Raw genomic sequence first — 16,519 nt, forward strand, 5'->3', positions numbered from 1 at the left:
CCATGGACATTTTCCTGGCGCTTCTGGCATGTCGTTGGCGACGAAATCAGCAAAGCTGAAACGCTCCGAGTTTAAAACGCCGACTTCGTTGAGAAAGTCAGTGACTATGCCGAGGCAGTTCCCGCCCAATGTCCGCGATCTTGACGTGCGCATGACGTTGCTCGACTGTGCGAATGCGCGTATGTCTGTGCTGTCTGCAAGGCATTGGCGTCGAAGCTCGGGGTCGCACTGAATCACTACCCCGTAGCTTGTCCGGTCCCCGGTCGATATGTGAGCGGACAGGATCAGTAAGGCAACCGGAGCCACGCACAGGGTCAGAATGGATAACGCGGCTCGCCCGGAAAAGGATCCGCCCGGCTGCGGCCAACTCCTTGTCCTGCCCCAACTTCGTAACCCAACTCTCACACCTACTAGTTATGGCTGAGTCGCCTCGCTTCCGTTGAAACCGGAGCAAGGGGATATCAAACCGCGATTTCAGGTTTCCACTTCTCGATCTCAGCGCCGGCAGCGATGAACCAAATAACCTCATAGGCGTTAGCGGAACCGCTTGCTTCCCCCGTGTCGGGGTCGAACCCACCTGTATAGGATGCGACCCAGTCGGTCTTTTCTTTTTGGGGAATGGTATGTATGGCGTAGTCCATCCCATGCTCCTCGATGAAATTTTGGTACATGGACGGCGACTCGGCTTGAGCTATTTCTTTGTCTGTGACAATCTCCACGAGGAATTTGTCTGTGCCCTCGGAATAGGCGATATCCGCGATGATCATTTTGATCTGGTCTTTGTACTCATCCGTCGAATAATCGAACTTGCTCGTGTAGACCCAGTATTGGTTCAGTTTGGCTGGGCCTTGGTTTCTATCTACAGCGACGATCTCGTATTGCGGTCCTTGATATGCATATTTTTCTACTTCGGGCTCAGACTCTTTCGGTTCCGTGACCGGTTCTTCGGAGGGCTTTTGGCTCTGCGCGACTGCGACCTCGGTCGATGGTGAGGTTGCCTCGGGCGCATCGCCGCCTCCCTGAAACGCGCCGACAACGCTGCCCACGATGGCCAGGAGAAGGACGGTACCGCCCAACACCGCCATTAGGCGCCACTGCACCTTCGGCTTCGGGCGGCGGAAAGTTTACTTCGACTGCAACAGCGGCCCCGGCTCTTGGGTAACAAGTTCCCAGCCGGAATCCTGCCACTTCCTTGTGGTCCTACCTTCAGTGCCGCGTATCGCACGCACTTCCTTGAACTCGTACTGCACGCCATCGTCAACCATGCGGCTCTCCGCCCCCCATTAGACTCCTCGCTCATAAAGACATCGTGAGCTTAGCGGCTCGGCACCGCTGAAGGTGTACTCACAGTGCGCTGGCGGTAGGACAGGACCGCTCAAGAGCTGCCGAGGGCACCACAAGAGTCGCAGAATTCAAGGCCGTTTCACTGGGTGTCGACACGCCGAGTTCCCTCGCCGAGCGTCATGTTGGACTCACCGAGTCCAGGAACCGGACAATTTGGCTCGACCATTTGACTCGAATCCGGTTCGTGACGATCATAAACAAAAGCATGGCCCTCACGGCCAGGCTCCGGCTGTCTAACCTCATTGCACCAGTCCTGATAGGCAAGTGTCGTGTCAGATCCGATCGCTCCATGGAGGACAGACATTCGTTAAGGGGGAGGACTGGTGACTGAGATCGATTTCGACGACCTACAACCGCGTACGTGGGGCGAGGCCTTTCCTTGGCTGTCCAGCGCAGCTGGGCTCGTTGACTCCCTATGGTGCAATCGGGCAATCAATGATACCGGCCAGGCCGATAGGCGAGACTACCTCGTGCAGATCGCCGATCTGGCGATGCAACGTCTGTCGCACTGGACGATCGGATCGATCTTTCCCGGGCTTCCCCCTGACATTGACTTGCTGCGACAAAACCTGCCAGTACGTGCGATCAATGCGTTGACCCGCTTCGAGTGCGGGCGATCAGGCGACCTAATGGTGCTAAGCGTCGACGACGTGATGAGCTGGCGCCAAGTGGGTGTCGGCACGGTCGACGTCATCCTGCAGACGCTGGCAGACCTGACCACATCTTTTGCGACACCCTCGGCGACGGCGCCGGCGGATAACCAGAGGTTCGAGGCCGCGGTAGTCCTCCCCAACAACAAGCTTCGTCTGCCTGATTGGATATGGGCGCTCAACGACGATCTGACCCAGGTCGCATCATGGTTCGCGACCGTTGGGTTGCCCGATCAAGCGGTCTTCAGTAACTCCCTACCGCCCGGCACCCCGGATGAAGTGGTGAAGGCGCGCAAGCGGCTGGAAAGCCTGTCCGCTGACCAAATACTTACTGAGGGCGGGCTCGAACTAGATATCGCCAGGCGCTTCGACGATGCTCTGCGCATGCTCGACGGTCGCGCAGCTCGGATTCTGGCTCGACGTCTCTTCGCCGACGAGCCTGCGACTCTAGACCGACTGGCGCGCGAGCATCAAGTCACCCGTGAGCGTATCCGTCAGATTGAAGCCAAGGCACGCGGCACGATGCTTGCCTTCATCAGTGAGGGAGGCGAACTGGCCGCCGCTGCTGCATACGCACACGCCCTGATCGGCACAATTCGACCGCTAAACGAACTCCTCGAACTCATCCCCGCGTTGGGAAGAATTGTTGAGACTGTCAGCCAACCTGCGTGGCGGGTCCTCGATCGCCTAGATGAGGCCTATGAGATTAGGGACGGCTGGTGCGTCGCGCCGACGATGACTGCAGCGGAGGCCATCACGCAGACCTTGCTCCAGGAGCGGGCTAACCAATATGGGGTTGTTCGGCTCGATGAGTTTAACCTCATCCAGTCCAGCCACCCCGAACAATTGGCGGAGCTGACCGCCTCGTGGATTACCCACTGCGGCTACACAGTCGAGCGTGAATTCGTTCTCTCCCGCACGCAGTCGGTCGGTGACTACGCAGCCGCGCTGCTTTCAATCGAGGGATCACCGCTTGGCGCCCAGCAGATCGTCGATCGATTTGTGTTCGACCGGAGCGCACGCTCCCTGAGCAATGCCCTTGCCAGCGATGATCGCTTCGAACGTGTCGACCGGGACCGGTGGGCCCTCAAGGAGTGGGGCATGGACGCCTACTCAGGGATCCGATCGATCATCCGTGAGCTGGTCGCTCAGGGAGGTGGGCGCGCCAAGCTCGCTGACGTAATTGAATACATCACAGCCAGGTACAGCGTGAGTGGCAGCAGCGTTGCTGCGTACGCGGCAGCTGCCCCCTTTGTGACCGCCGGAGGAGTCGTCCAGCTTGCCACCGTCGAGCAAGGAGCACGACGAGCGCCCGAGCGGACTCGACGACTGTTCCGCCGCCCCAGCGCCTGGGCATACCGAGTTCGAATCTCAACTGATCATCTACGAGGTAGCGGCTCAGTCGCGCCGCAGGCCATTGCAACTATCCTGAACCTGAGTGCTGGAGAGACGCGGCAACTCGACTCCCCCCTCGGGCCGCAAGCGGTGGCATGGACTGGCCTGCAACCCTCCTTCGGCACCATTCGGCGGTTCTTAATGGAGAAGGACGTTGCAGCCGACAGCGAAGTGTTCCTCGTGATCCACGACGATGGCAGCTTCACCTTCGAGCAAACTCGGCAGTTGATAGCAGATCCACTCGCGGACGCGCTCTCGCTCGTTGGCGCGCCACCAACCCTCGACCGTAAAGAAGCACGTGCTGCCCTTGCCCGAGCTCTCACATTGCCCGCAGACTCCCCCGTCTCCAGCCTCATAGGCGGCTACCGTGAGCGCGGAGACAACGACGTCGCCGAACTCTTGCTATCCATCCGCGAGTATCTGGAGAGCGGGTACACTCCGACCGAGTCCAGGCACAGCGCGGACGTCGATGAGATTCTTGGACTGTTGTGACCAGTGCGCCCAGGGGCCTCCGGTCGCTCCTTCTCAATGACCGCTACCGCAGCGACCACGAAGATGTTGTGCAGACATTCTTCGTACCCTCGTTCACCGTGGCGTCGAGCTACAGCCGGGCTGTCGGATACTTCACCTCGACCAGCCTTGCGCTCTACGCCCGCGGCATCGAGGCCTTCGCACAGCGTGGAGGCTCCATGCGGCTCATCGCCTCGCCGCACCTAAACGAAGATGATCTTGTAGACATCCAACGCGGGTACGACTTGCGGGCCGTGCTTGAGCGAGCCACATTACGAGAACTCGAACAGGACCAGCCTGACACTATTCTCGATGGGCTCGGGCTTCTCGGACGGTTGATCGCCGAAGGGCGTCTGGACATCAAACTCGCTTTTGTACAGCAGGAAGGCCGTGTTGGGATCTACCACGAGAAAATAGGAATCTTCCGAGACGAGCTAGGTGACCTCATCGGGTTCACCGGTAGTAGCAATGAGACCTATGGCGGCCTCATGGCCAACTTTGAGTCGGTCGAGGTGTATCGCGGTTGGGTTGCCGGCGACGGCACCCGAGCGCTCCGCCTCGAAGCCGACTTCCAGTCCTTGTGGTCGAACCAGACGCCGCACCTCTCCGTGGAGCGCATTTCCGACGTCGCTCGCGACCGCCTCATTATGCTCGGGAATGAGCGACCGAGCAGCGCTCTCCCGGGCACGGACAACGCATTGACACCAGAGCCTACAAAGGTAAGCGAAGCCTCCCGGCTAGCGATCCCGGGTTCGATTACCGTTCGTGACTACCAGCGTGAGGCAGTCACGCGCTGGCTCAGCCGCCAGGGCCGCGGGATCCTCAAGATGGCAACGGGGACGGGCAAGACCAAGACCGCAATGATCGGCGCTACACAACTCGCGAACGCGCTCCGTCAACGTGAACAGCCATTGGTGCTGCTCATTGTAGCGCCGCTGACTCACCTCGTCGATCAATGGATGATCGAGGTCGAAGCCTTCGGCGTTAAACCCATCGCTGTCTACGAGTCCAGCCAAAAGTGGCTGCCGATAGTCGAGGAGCAGCTAGCTGCGGCACGTATGGGACAGCGTCCAGTTGTAGCCCTCGTCGCCACGAACGCATCGTTCGCGGGTGAGAAGTTCCAGTCTGTATTGTCGCGCATCACACAACCCCTCCTGATCGTCGCGGACGAGGCGCACAACCTGGGGTCGTCCACGTACCGCTCGTCGCTTCCTCCCAAGGCGACCTATAGACTCGCGCTCTCGGCGACACCTGAACGTTGGTTCGATGACGAAGGCACGGATTCCCTGATCGATTACTTTGGTCCGATTGTTTTCGAGTTGGGGCTCGGCAAGGCCATTGAGATGGGTGCACTGACGCGCTACGAATATCTGCCTCGTCTGGTCGAGCTCAACGATATCGAAACGAGCCTCTACGTGGAATTGTCGGCGCAGATCGCGACACGGATCGGCGCTGGCGATAATCTCAAGGACGCCGACCCGGATTCCGCGCTCGGCTTTTTGTTGCGTCAACGTGCGGGGGTGCTAGGCCATGCAGAGGGAAAGCTAAATGCGATTCGCGCTGACCTTGACGCAAGGCGCGACGCCTGGTTCCAGCTCATATATTGCGCGGAAGGGCGACGGCCAGCGGAATCTGGCCAGCCACCCGGTCCGAAGCAGATCGACGAAGTGATGAATCTCGTTGGGAATCAGCTGCACCTGTCTGCACACTCCTATGTCTCCGAGACGCCGCGACCGGAGCGCGGCGTATTACTCCGCCGCTTCGGTGCGGGCGATGACCTCCGAGCGCTCGTCGCGATGCGCTGTCTCGATGAAGGGGTTGACATTCCAGATGCCCGCATCGGCTACCTCCTTGCCAGCAGCAGCAATCCTCGGCAGTTCATCCAGCGCCGAGGTCGCTTACTGCGATTGGCCGAGGGCAAGGAGCGCGCCGTGATTCTCGACTACCTCGCGGTTCCGCCCGCGGGCACGAGCATCAACTATAACGTCGAACGGGCGCTGCTCGTCCGAGAGCTCGAGCGGGCCAACGAGTTCGGCAAGTTGTCCGAAAACTACGAAGCGACACTGCAGGTGCTGCGACCGCTCAAGGAGCGTTACCAGCTCATGGATATGTAGGAGGGGCGATGAACGAGAACCGCAATAAGGGAGAGTCACAGTGAGTCAGGGACGTACCGAAAAACAAGTTTTGGAAGAACTGAGTAATGAGCAGCGGGCCCTTCTCAAGCGCGTCCTGGAGATCGAGCGCGCGAAGCTCCACCTCACGGCCTACGACGCAACCGATGATTTGCTGGCCGCAGTAAAGGAGATCATTACGTGAAACTGCAATCGATTACCCTGACGAATTTTCGTCAGTTCAAAGGCACCCAATCCTTCCCATTAGCCTCGGACGCTATCAAGCCGGTTACGCTGCTGTTCGGTGCCAATGGTGCCGGCAAGACAACTTTGTTGAACGCCTTCACTTGGGGGCTGTACGGGAATATGTCCGATGACGTCGAGCAGCAGGACCGCATCGTTACGGACAGCGTGTGGCGATCGCTGGCAATCGGTGACTCAGTAGACGTCGCCGTCGAGGTGTGGTTCGACCATGATGGCCAGGATCACCGTCTCGTGCGCAGAGCAACTCTTCGCAAGGAATCCGACAATCAAGGACCGATCACTACGGAACTTCGGTTGTGGACAACTCGAGCTGATGGGTCCTCCGAAGCTAGCCAGGCGCCGCAGGAAACCATCCTTAGTATCCTGCCAGTCGGGGTGAGCAGATTCTTCTTCTTCAACGGTGAGCGCATAGAGAACCTCGTAAAGAAGGGCGCTTATGCGGAAGTCCAGAAGGACATCAAGGTGTTGCTCGACCTTGAACAGGTCGAGCGTGCCATCGCCCATCTCCCTAAGGTGAACCGGCGGCTTACCGACGAGCTCAAGAAGCACGGTGGCGATACTGCGAGCGCCATCCAAGATGCCATCGACAAACTAACCGATCAGCAGACGAAGGCTAAGGACGAGCTCAAACTCATCGAGGGTGACCTCGCCACTCTCGATGAGGAGCGCGATCGCACTACTGATCTGCTTCGCCAGCATGCGGAAGCGGCACCCATCCAGGCAGAGCGCGATGCGGTCACCAGTGAGTTAACCGATGCCCGAGCCGCACGCGAAGCCGCACTGGTCGAGCGTGCCACCCTGGTGGCGACGCGAGGGTTTCAAGCATTTACCGACACCCTAGGACTGCAGACCAAGGCAATGGCGGATAGCCTATATCAGAAGGGCGCCCTGCCGGCACCCCTGAAGCGCGAGTTCGTGGATAAGCTGCTCAATGACGGCGCCTGTATCTGTGGTACGCCGCTCGCCGAACACTCAGAGTCGTGGAATCACGTGAAGGAGTGGCGTCAACGGGCTGGCCTCCAGGCGGTTGAGACCGCATGGCAGCGTGTCAGTGGCCAGATCGCCCCGCTTGCCGACGCGCGGGAAGGCTTGCGCGACGGCCTCGCCAACCTGATTAACCGCATCGAGATTGAGCGGGACCGCGTCGCGCGACTCGAAGCGCGAAAATCCGAACTTGACGGCAAGCTGAAGGACAGTCGGCAGGAAGATGTCCAAGCCCTGGAGACAAAGCGCATGGACCTTGAGGGCCGTATCGCTATCAAAAACCAGCGCAAAGGTGCCGTAGAGACTGAATTTGCCCGCCTGGGCAAGGAGATCGATCAAAAGACCAAGGAACGGTCGCGCGCCCAGGTCACAGACGAGTTAGCGAGCAAGGCGCGCTCCCGTTCCGACCTCGTGCAGTCCGTCAAGCGGGCACTCGAGGAAATCCTTGCGATCCGCGAGGAGGACATGCGACTCCGTCTCGATGCAGAGCTCAAGTCCGTGTTTGCAACCATCACCCACCAGGCACATATCCCAACGCTCAGCGAGGGCTTCGAGCTGACGCTCCACAAGAATGTCAACGGTGTCGAACTGCCCGTGCCGAAGTCGACGGGTGAGAACCAAATCTTGAGCCTGAGTTTTGTCGCCGCTGTCTCGAAGCTCGCGCGTGAGATTCGAAAGGAACGCCGGGCAGAGGGAACAGCGGCCGAGGACGCAGGGACCTTCCCGATTGTTATGGATGCGGCCTTCGGATCACTGGATCAGGACTATCAGGAGGCGGTTTCTCGGGCGCTTGCGAGGATGGCACCGCAGCTCGTCGTCCTAGTCAGCAAGAGCCAAGGCCTCGGTAAGGTCGTCACTGAGCTTCTACCCTATGTCAGTCATCTTGGTGTCATAGAGACGCACACCACGGCGGCAGGCAGCGTGTCCGATGACATCGAGCTTGAGGGCATGTCGTATCCCTATATACGGTCGGCCGATTCCGACCACTCCGAGCTAAAGGTGATCAAGTGACGACCTTACCCAGTGAAGTCCGGGCCCGCCGGCCGCAACAGCACGAGGCTCTCATGCTTGAACTTCAGACTGAAGGCAAGTTCCCAACATACCGCGACATTCTTCTCTTCGCGGCTGCCGTCGGCTTCCGTCAAGAACGGAGGGTACCGTTTACCGCTGCATCAGGAGATCCCATCCGCAGCGAAGTACTTATGGCGCCGGGATTCAGCGACACGCTCATCAACATGATCGCTGCCAACGTGGTGACCGACGATCCGGAAATCATGGACGACTCGCGGATGGACGAGCGTTTCAAGATCTTCGAGGAGTACGCAAACGGTGGGTTGGAGTATATCCAGGAGCAGGTCAATGTTCGACACCAGCCGGCCGCTCTCGTGGTTATCGACCTCGTAATTGAGGCGTTCGCGGACGACAGTGGTGCCAAACCGGTGTCGGTCGACGAGCTGTTAAGCGGGGTAACTTGGGGATAGCCGGGTTTGGGCCGAGGGTGGAAAAGGTCGCCTTACGTGGTTCCGACTAGCGCAATCTGACGAGACGGTGTCCGGCTAACCTCACATCAGCCTTGCTCAGGGTTGCCGCCCACCCCTTCAGATGTCCGATTTGCTCAGGGTGGTCGTAGAGTCCTGCGCGAATTTCTGAACGGGTGAGGCGGCTGTAGAGCTTTCGCCGGTGATCTCCCGATCCGAGGAACTCCTCTTTTCGGTGCAGCAGCGGCGGGTTATCCGACCTCTTATAGTCGCGGAAATTAACGCTCAGACTGCGCAGGTTCACAGTTACTGCTGTTTCGAGAACGGGGTGGGCGTCCCTATCGAAGCACGGGTATGAGAGGTAAGACACTTGGGGCTCGACCACTGACAGCTTGAGAACGTTGGCTGTCGCTACATTTCCAGAAAGAATCCTCGCGCATGCTTCGTAGACTTGCAGTACCGCTGGCAACTCGCCCAGTGCCGAGGCGTGAACATACAGTGCAGTCGGCGTCTGCTTTCCAACGCTCGACCCGCGCGCAGCTAGGTACACGGTTACCGGGTTTCCCGCCGCCAAAAGCAGCTTGTCCGCTTGTAGACACGCCTGACGGTATGATCCGAACAAAGCACGGAGATCTCCTGCTAGCTCGCGTCCCAGCTCCATGAACTTGGGCCTGGAAGTGAACCGAGAGAGCGCTACGTAGATGAGTAGCTCTTCCCGCCGCCGTTTGACTAATTCCTCCCATTGAGCCTCCGCAATTATCTGCAGAATCAGGCTGGAAGCAGCCCGAAGGGAGCCCATAGCAACACAAATTTGGTCCGCGTCCGCTTGCGGGAGCTCACCTAGTCGGGGCGGACGCGCATGGGCGGTGATGAAGGCCAACAATGGGGCCAGATCATCAGCATGTTGCTCATACGTCGTCCGAGGATCTACCTGGATTCTGGGACGGTAGCTGTAGACCCTCTTACTTAGAAAGTCTTGTTCCGCCGCCGAATCCCGGAAGACATAGAAAATCCCGGGAGCTGCGGCCAGCGGACGGACTTCGAGAGTCGAAGCAATCCAATTAGCAAGCTCCGCCTGCTCAAAGAACTTTTGGAACGTACCTATCTTGGTCAGGATTCCATCACCAAAACGTTTCCCCACCAGGTCGCGGGCCTCCCATATCAAGCGACCCGAGACGACAAGGACTCTTGTTGCAAGGTTCCAAGCTCGACGCAAGGTGCTGGCTCGCTCGGCAGGATCCTCGATGACGTTGACCACGTACCCCAAATTCACCACGTCAGCAGCTCTTAGAGGTACATTCGGCCGGAAATGCGGGTCCCATCCTTCTGCGGTATAACCAAGTGCCCGAAGCGTCCGGACGTCATAGCCCCGCCCACATCCGAAATCGAATACAGTTCCGTCGTCCCTTAGTATGCCGTCCCCGATTACTGCAGCCATCGGTCGCGACAAATTGACTCTCGTCATGGCGGTGCGGGCACGATCGACTGACGGCGTCATGATGAGTTGTTTCGGTCGCTAGGACTGGAGGGCCCTGATCCGTTTCCGCAGATCATGTAGATCAACAGCGGGATTTCCCCACCAGGAAAAACGGATCGAACCATCGATCTGCTCCCTACCGATAGACATGGCTTCAAGAACATGACTCGGAGCATAACTAGCGCTCGTGCAGGCGGAACCGGTTGAGATGCCGATGAGATCTTGGAGCGTCAACACCAAGGCCTCACTATCCACTCCGGGAAACGATACATTCAATATATGGGGAGCTGTAGGTTCAGAAGCTCCATTGACGGCTCCACTAAGTTCGCCGACCAGGGTCGTAAGCCGCTCACGGAACAGGAGCGTCTCACGAGTCCATTCCTCGGCATCTTCGAGGCGTTCCTTGAGCGCCTCGGCGAGTCCCATTATGAGTGGCACCGGGAGAGTGCCTGGTCTGAGCTTGCGTTCCTGCCCTCCCCCAAACATGAGCGGTTGCAGCGGGACGGAGGCCCAGCCACGTCTGCGGATCACGAGACCGCCAACGCCCTTAGGCCCACCGATCTTGTGGCCGCTAAAGCTGATCATGTCTATGGCGGACGCCAGCTCGTTGTGTCGCACTTTTCCGAAGCTTTGTGCAGCATCGACATGGAAGAACGTGGACGTACCCTTCAATCGTTTCGCGAGCTCATACACGGGCTGCACTACGCCCGTTTCGTTGTTGACATGCATGAGTGACACGACAAGGGTATCTTCTCGTACAGCCGCCATAACGTCGTCAGCCAGATGGCGTCCATCAGGCTGAGGCGTGAGGAATTCAACCTCAAACCCGTTCCTAGCCAAGTGTTGCAGAGGTTCCAATACAGCCTTGTGCTCGGTTGCGGACGAGACAATGTGAGTTCGTCCCGTGGAGTGACCGTGAGCCGCCAACCCTAGGAGAGCTATGTTGTTTGATTCTGTAGCGCCGGAAGTAAAGATGAGTTCATCGGGCCCCGCGCCTATCGACTGGGCGATGTAGGACCGGGCATCTGCTACGGCCTTCTTCGCAACGTTTCCCCACGTGTGGGTCCTTGAACCAGCGTTACCAAATTCTTCGCGCATGAAATGGCTCACAACCGCTTCCACTCGAGACGACACAGGTGTGGTCGCGGCATAATCCAGGTAAGCTGTCATGTTTGGATTCTACCCGCAATAACGCTTTGTACGTTAAATTTTGGGTTGTTGTATGTTATCTCGGTGACGTACTAGACTCGGGTCATGGCTTCCTCAAGGCGTTCGTCCTCAGCCCGTACAGGCGGTGGCTTCAGCATTTCCTTCCCTGCGATGAGGGGTATCCAGGCGGGTAGGGAGTTTTACGTCATCATGTGTCCGCTCCGACACTTACCGAAGCTCTTCCTCTTCGACGAGGAGCCAGTACCCGCAGAACTTAGAGCTCAGCGTGCGCTCAACAGGAATAGAGTGCCCGGACTCACGAAGTACATCGTAGACAACAGGCATGACTATGTGTTCAGCGCGCTGACAGCCAGCATTGATGGAGAAATGGCATTCGAAGCGGTCCAGGACGACGCCGGTCACACAAACCGTCTGGGGGTGCTCAGCATTGCAATGGACGCCCGTTTCCTCATCAACGACGGACAACACCGGCGTGCCGCAATAGAGGATGCAATGGCCATTGATCCGACCCTTATGGAAGAGACGATACCGATCGTAATCTTTGGAGATGAAGGCCTGAGCCGGTCTCAGCAGATGTTCGCGGACTTGAACAGGCATGCGATCAGGCCTGCCAAAAGCATCGGGGTCCTTTACGACCACCGCGACGATGAATCTGCGGTCGTTCGCCTCGTGGTTTTGAAATCGGCATTTTTTCGCGGTGTCGTCGAAACGGAAAAAAGCAATCTTTCGCCTCGTTCAGGAAAACTCTTTACACTTTCGGCGCTCTACAACGCCACCCTCAGCCTCTTCGCAGGGGTGGAGGTCGACTCCATCGACACGGCGGCTGCATTGGCCAGGACGTACTGGGAAGAAGTGGCCCGGCATTTTCCAGAATGGCAACAAGTCAGCGATAGATCAGTGTCAGCTGGCGAAATACGAACCGAGTACCTTCATAGTCATGGCATTGTGCTTCATGCCTTAGGAAAAGTTGGGAATGTTCTCCTTAAACAGAGCAGGGAGAAGGACGACTGGGTCCCCTCACTCCAAAAGCTAGATGGTATCGATTGGCGCCGATCAAACTCGAGAATGTGGGAAGGCCGTGCCATGATCGGCGGCCGGGTCTCGAAATCAACGAACAACGTCATTCTGACGACCAACCTCATTAAGACCGAATTAGGCATCGCACTGACTCCAGACGAGCAACGAGCCGAAGACAACTATCTAGAAGGAGCTCGATGAGCAAGGTCAGCGTTAGCCTTCCGTTTGGAGGCCGCACGCTCAACACCGCGGTGGATCACTTGGTGGCGGAAATTCAGAATCTCTACCAGGAAGACAACACACCGTGGGTGGTTGGCTACTCCGGAGGCAAGGACTCGACGGCCGTCCTCCAGCTTGTTTGGCTCGCCCTAAAGGGATTGCCCATCGAAAAGCGCTCCAAGACCGTCCATGTCATCAGCACCGATACCCTGGTAGAAAATCCAATCGTGGCATCGTGGGTAACTTCGTCGCTTACAACAATGGAGCGGGCAGCTCAAGAACAGGGAATTCCTGTCCAGCCCCACCGACTAACCCCAGAGATCAAGGACACCTTTTGGGTGAACCTTGCGGGAAAGGGCTACCCAGCTCCACGGCCTAAATTCCGCTGGTGCACGGACAGACTCAAGATCAAGCCGTCTAACAAATTCATCAAGAGTCAGATCAAGCAATATGGCGAGGCCATTCTCGTCCTGGGCACGAGAAAAGCCGAGAGCTCAGCCCGTGCAGCATCCATGATGAAACACGAAAAGGGCCGGATGAGAGATCGCCTCTCCCCCAACGGGAGTCTGCCCGGCAGCCTCGTCTACAGCCCTGTTGAGGACTGGTCGAACGACGACGTGTGGCTCTTTTTGATGCAGGTGGCTAACCAGTGGGGCTACCCAAACAAGGACTTGCTCACCATGTACCAGGGGGCCAGTGCCGACGGTGAATGTCCTTTGGTCGTCGACTCCTCCACGCCCAGCTGCGGGGACTCGCGGTTTGGATGCTGGACATGCACTCTCGTCGAGAAGGACAAGTCGATGACGGCAATGATCCAGAACGATGAAGAAAAAGAATGGATGCTTCCTCTCCTCGAGCTCCGCAACGAACTGGATGTTGTCGATGACCGGCCCCTGCGCGACTTCCGGCGGATGGCTGGCAACGTGACGCCATTCCACGATGCAACCGTGCCTGGCCCATACACGCAGGACGCTAGAGAGAACTGGCTTCGTAAACTACTGCAGGCTCAGGAGTGGGTGCGCACTCATGGCCCCGACTCGACAGTGGACATTGAGCTCATAACTATTCCCGAGCTCCACGAAATCCGACGGATTTGGGTCTTCGAGAAACACGAGATCGAAGACTCATTGCCGCGGATCTACCAGGAAGTCACCGGCCGGGAGTTCCCAGGCAGACCTCTCGAAGAAAATATGGTTCTCGCAAGTGACGACGTCGAGATTCTGAAGGAAATCTGTGGAGACGACAGGCTGCACTTTGAGATGACTCGTTCGCTCGTTGCAGTTGAGCGGAGCCACCGCACAATGGCCCGACGAGCGGGGTTGTACGACCAGCTCGAGAAGTCCGTTCGTCGCGCTTTCTACGAGGGTGAGGAAGATGCCACAGACAGGGCCCGCGCCCTCAGACACGCCAAGGACATTCGTAGGGGCAGACTTACGATCACGACGGATGACGGCTCATCCGCCGCGCTTTCCGTGGAGCACCCAGCTGAATCCTCAGAAAGCGAGGCAAGGTTAGATCATGTTTTTTAGTGAACTCAGCATCGAGAACGTCGGCGTGTATCGCGGGCGACAAACCCTTGACCTACGAACTGAGAAGTCTAGGCCCGTTATTCTCATTGGGGGTATGAACGGCTGCGGAAAGACAACGTTGCTTGACAGTCTCCACCTGGCACTTTACGGACGCCGTGCGCGACTTTCCAACCGAGGCAACCTTGCTTGGGATACATTTTTGCGTCAAAGCATCAGTCGCGGTGTCCCAGCATCGCAGGGTTCGAAAATCTCCCTTACTTTCAGGATTGACCATGAAGGATTTGAAAAGGAGTATCGGGTCGAACGGTCATGGCGGGTTCGCAACTCGTCGCTTGATGAATCCGTAAATGTATTCCTGGATGGGAAGTACAACCGCTCGCTGTCGGAGAGTTGGGCTGAACATGTTGAAGAAATCCTTCCGCTGGAAATAGCAAGCCTCTTTCTTTTCGACGGCGAGAAAATTGAATCTCTTGCCGATCCTGACACCGCTGCGACTGTGGTTCGGTCTGCGATCGATTCGCTTCTGGGCATCGGCACAATAAAACAGCTGCGGGCCGATTTAAAGGTCCTGCAGCGACGCCAACCCACTCTCGGTTCTAACCTCGAGTCAGAAGCGGCGTTGCGAAGGATCGAGACCGAACGAGAAGTAGGACGCGCCGAGTTAGACCGCCTCGCCCAAGCCCTCGCCGCCGCATCCAATGACGTACGTAGCGCCCAGAAACTGCTTGCCGCAGCCGAGCAGAAGTTTGAAGCAGATGGCGGCGAGCTGTTTCTGCGCAGGAAGGAACTGGGCGATACTAAAGAAAGACTTCAACGCGAAATAGTCCAAGCACGCCAACTTCTTCTGGAAACCGCTGCGGGCAGCTATCCCCTCGTCCACTTGTTGCATCAGCTGCGAGACTTGTCGGCGCAGGTGGAAAGAGACGACGACCAACGTTTAGCCGCCCGCGTCTCTCGCATCCTTGAAACTCGAGATAGAGAAATCGTTTCAAAGATGCCAGCCGACATCAAGGAACTTCTCAAGGCGGCCCTCGACTCCGACCGCCGTAGCCGGCAAGTTGAAGCCGATGCCCTTCCACTCACAGAGCTCTCTAGTTCCGGACGCGCGCAGTTGGCCTCTCTTGAAACTAGGCTTCTAGAGGCGGGACCTGTAAACGATGAGCGCCTGGCTGCCCTCGATAGACTGAAACGCGAACTCGACGAGGTAGATGGTCAACTAGCTGGCGTCCCTGATGACGCAACTATGGCCACCCGCATTCATGACGTGAACGCATGTCGGGAGGAACTCCTGAAGAGTCAGGCGAAGATGCATTTTCTACAGGATGAGCATGCACGGGGCGTCGCCGCTCTCGACTCCTTGGATTCACGCCTGGCTATTGCCGAGGCGGAAAGAATTGAGCTCAATGTGCAAACCGACGACGTAAGGCGCGTCCTAGAGCATTCGGAGCGCGTCAGGCAAACGCTTGTAGTCCTTGCTGAACGCCTGACGGAGCGGCACCTGGGCAGGATCGAGGTTGCAACTCTCGACAGTCTACGGCGGCTCATGCGGAAGGATTCTCTGGTACGAGATCTGAAAATCGACCCGACCAGTGGCCGAATCGTGCTGTTTGATTTTGACGGCGAGGAGATGTCATCTAGCCGGTTGAGCGCAGGAGAACGTCAGCTCTTAGCTGTCGCCCTCCTATGGGGACTCGCACGAGTCGCAGGCCACAGGCTGCCCACGGTCATCGACACCCCATTGGGCCGGCTCGACAGCCAGCATCGAACAAACCTCGTAGACCGCTACTTCCCTGTTGCTGGCAACCAAGTGCTCCTACTGAGTACTGACCAAGAAATTGATGAACACTTGATGCGACGAATGTCCGGATCGATAAGCCGGAGCTACGTCCTTTCTAACAATGCCAGCACTGGTTCAACGACTGTTGAGGATGGCTACTGGTGGGACCTGGAGGAATCTGATGTCGCTTGATTCCGTACGTATATCACAGTCGGGGCGCGATCAGCTTATTCGACTCAAGCGCCATACCGGCATACAAAATTGGAATGTGCTTTGCAGATGGGCGTTTTGTGTTTCTCTGAGAGATGAAACTGCCCCTTCCCGCTCCCCCATTGTCACTGATTCCAATATCGAAATGTCCTGGAAAACATTCGGTGGTGTATATGAGGAAATCTACAGGTCGCTGATTCAGGTCCGGACGTTGAAAGACGGATTTGAGAGCTACGATGCCGCTCTTTCAGCCCACATACATAGGGGGCTGAGCATGTTGTTGTCCCAAGAAATACGCAACATCGAGGATCTTTTCAGTGGTTCTCTAAGAATTAATTTGAACGAAACCTAGCTGCAAGTGCCTGTCTGACGGGGATGTGAGCT

General features: G+C 57.5%; 12 protein-coding genes. 9 read left to right on the forward strand and 3 right to left on the reverse strand.

Going from position 1 to position 16,519, the window contains the following annotated elements; translation table 11 throughout:
• Nucleotides 1–461: 461 nt before the first annotated feature.
• Nucleotides 462–1,085 carry a hypothetical protein gene (locus tag AC6CHP_RS10270; protein ID WP_498229609.1) on the reverse strand — a complete coding sequence of 208 codons (624 nt, stop codon included), beginning with the start codon at nt 1,083–1,085 and terminating at the stop codon, nt 462–464.
• Between the two features lie 582 nt (nt 1,086–1,667).
• On the opposite strand from AC6CHP_RS10270, the gene AC6CHP_RS10275 reads away from it, so the two are divergent.
• The 5 genes from AC6CHP_RS10275 to AC6CHP_RS10295 all read left to right on the forward strand — a co-directional run bounded on the left by AC6CHP_RS10275 (nt 1,668) and on the right by AC6CHP_RS10295 (nt 8,739).
• Nucleotides 1,668–3,881 (forward strand): sigma factor-like helix-turn-helix DNA-binding protein, encoded by a 2,214-nt coding sequence (locus AC6CHP_RS10275; RefSeq protein ID WP_498229611.1) that lies wholly within the window; start codon nt 1,668–1,670, stop codon nt 3,879–3,881.
• A 68-nt stretch (nt 3,882–3,949) separates the two neighbouring features.
• Nucleotides 3,950–6,013, forward strand: a complete 2,064-nt coding sequence (locus tag AC6CHP_RS10280) for a DEAD/DEAH box helicase family protein (RefSeq protein WP_498229613.1) — start codon at nt 3,950–3,952, stop codon at nt 6,011–6,013.
• 70 nt (nt 6,014–6,083) lie between these two features.
• Entirely contained in the window at nt 6,084–6,215 is a 132-nt protein-coding gene (locus AC6CHP_RS10285) for a hypothetical protein (protein WP_498229615.1), read from the forward strand.
• On the forward strand, nt 6,212–8,269 hold the full coding sequence (locus AC6CHP_RS10290; protein ID WP_498229617.1) for an AAA family ATPase: 2,058 nt from the start codon (nt 6,212–6,214) through the stop codon (nt 8,267–8,269). Before AC6CHP_RS10285 ends, AC6CHP_RS10290 begins: the two co-directional genes overlap by 4 nt.
• Nucleotides 8,266–8,739: a DNA phosphorothioation-associated protein 4 gene (locus AC6CHP_RS10295; RefSeq protein ID WP_498229619.1), complete on the forward strand. Its 474-nt coding sequence runs from the start codon at nt 8,266–8,268 to the stop codon at nt 8,737–8,739. The genes AC6CHP_RS10290 and AC6CHP_RS10295 overlap by 4 nt, the downstream gene beginning before the upstream one ends.
• Before the next feature lie 46 nt (nt 8,740–8,785).
• Here AC6CHP_RS10295 and AC6CHP_RS10300 read toward each other — a convergent pair whose 3' ends face one another.
• A complete protein-coding gene (locus AC6CHP_RS10300) occupies nt 8,786–10,234 on the reverse strand; it encodes a DNA phosphorothioation-associated putative methyltransferase (RefSeq protein ID WP_498229621.1) in 1,449 nt (482 codons plus the stop codon).
• An 18-nt stretch (nt 10,235–10,252) separates the two neighbouring features.
• Entirely contained in the window at nt 10,253–11,383 is a 1,131-nt protein-coding gene (locus AC6CHP_RS10305) for an aminotransferase class V-fold PLP-dependent enzyme (RefSeq protein WP_498229623.1), read from the reverse strand.
• Nucleotides 11,384–11,467: 84 nt separating this feature from the next.
• On the opposite strand from AC6CHP_RS10305, the gene dndB reads away from it, so the two are divergent.
• From dndB to dndE, 4 genes are read left to right on the forward strand one after another with little or no spacing between them, the layout of a single operon-like run.
• Nucleotides 11,468–12,601: a DNA sulfur modification protein DndB gene (gene dndB / locus AC6CHP_RS10310; protein WP_498229625.1), complete on the forward strand. Its 1,134-nt coding sequence runs from the start codon at nt 11,468–11,470 to the stop codon at nt 12,599–12,601.
• On the forward strand, nt 12,598–14,148 hold the full coding sequence (gene dndC / locus AC6CHP_RS10315; RefSeq protein ID WP_498229627.1) for a DNA phosphorothioation system sulfurtransferase DndC: 1,551 nt from the start codon (nt 12,598–12,600) through the stop codon (nt 14,146–14,148). The genes dndB and dndC overlap by 4 nt, the downstream gene beginning before the upstream one ends.
• Nucleotides 14,138–16,117 (forward strand): DNA sulfur modification protein DndD, encoded by a 1,980-nt coding sequence (gene dndD / locus AC6CHP_RS10320; protein WP_498229629.1) that lies wholly within the window; start codon nt 14,138–14,140, stop codon nt 16,115–16,117. The genes dndC and dndD overlap by 11 nt, the downstream gene beginning before the upstream one ends.
• Nucleotides 16,107–16,487 carry a DNA sulfur modification protein DndE gene (gene dndE / locus AC6CHP_RS10325; protein ID WP_498229631.1) on the forward strand — a complete coding sequence of 127 codons (381 nt, stop codon included), beginning with the start codon at nt 16,107–16,109 and terminating at the stop codon, nt 16,485–16,487. Before dndD ends, dndE begins: the two co-directional genes overlap by 11 nt.
• Nucleotides 16,488–16,519: the final 32 nt, after the last annotated feature.

It is taken from the genome of Pseudarthrobacter sp. GQ63 (assembly GCF_059758765.1).

Bases quoted from the DNA above. Each gene is read 5' to 3' on its own strand.
- AC6CHP_RS10270 (WP_498229609.1), bottom strand. From the start codon at position 1,085: ATGGCGGTGTTGGGCGGTACCGTCCTTCTCCTGGCCATCGTGGGCAGC.
- AC6CHP_RS10300 (WP_498229621.1), bottom strand. From the start codon at position 10,234: ATGACGCCGTCAGTCGATCGTGCCCGCACCGCCATGACGAGAGTCAAT.
- AC6CHP_RS10305 (WP_498229623.1), bottom strand. From the start codon at position 11,383: ATGACAGCTTACCTGGATTATGCCGCGACCACACCTGTGTCGTCTCGA.
- dndB (WP_498229625.1), top strand. From the start codon at position 11,468: ATGGCTTCCTCAAGGCGTTCGTCCTCAGCCCGTACAGGCGGTGGCTTC.
- dndC (WP_498229627.1), top strand. From the start codon at position 12,598: ATGAGCAAGGTCAGCGTTAGCCTTCCGTTTGGAGGCCGCACGCTCAAC.
- dndD (WP_498229629.1), top strand. From the start codon at position 14,138: ATGTTTTTTAGTGAACTCAGCATCGAGAACGTCGGCGTGTATCGCGGG.
- dndE (WP_498229631.1), top strand. From the start codon at position 16,107: ATGTCGCTTGATTCCGTACGTATATCACAGTCGGGGCGCGATCAGCTT.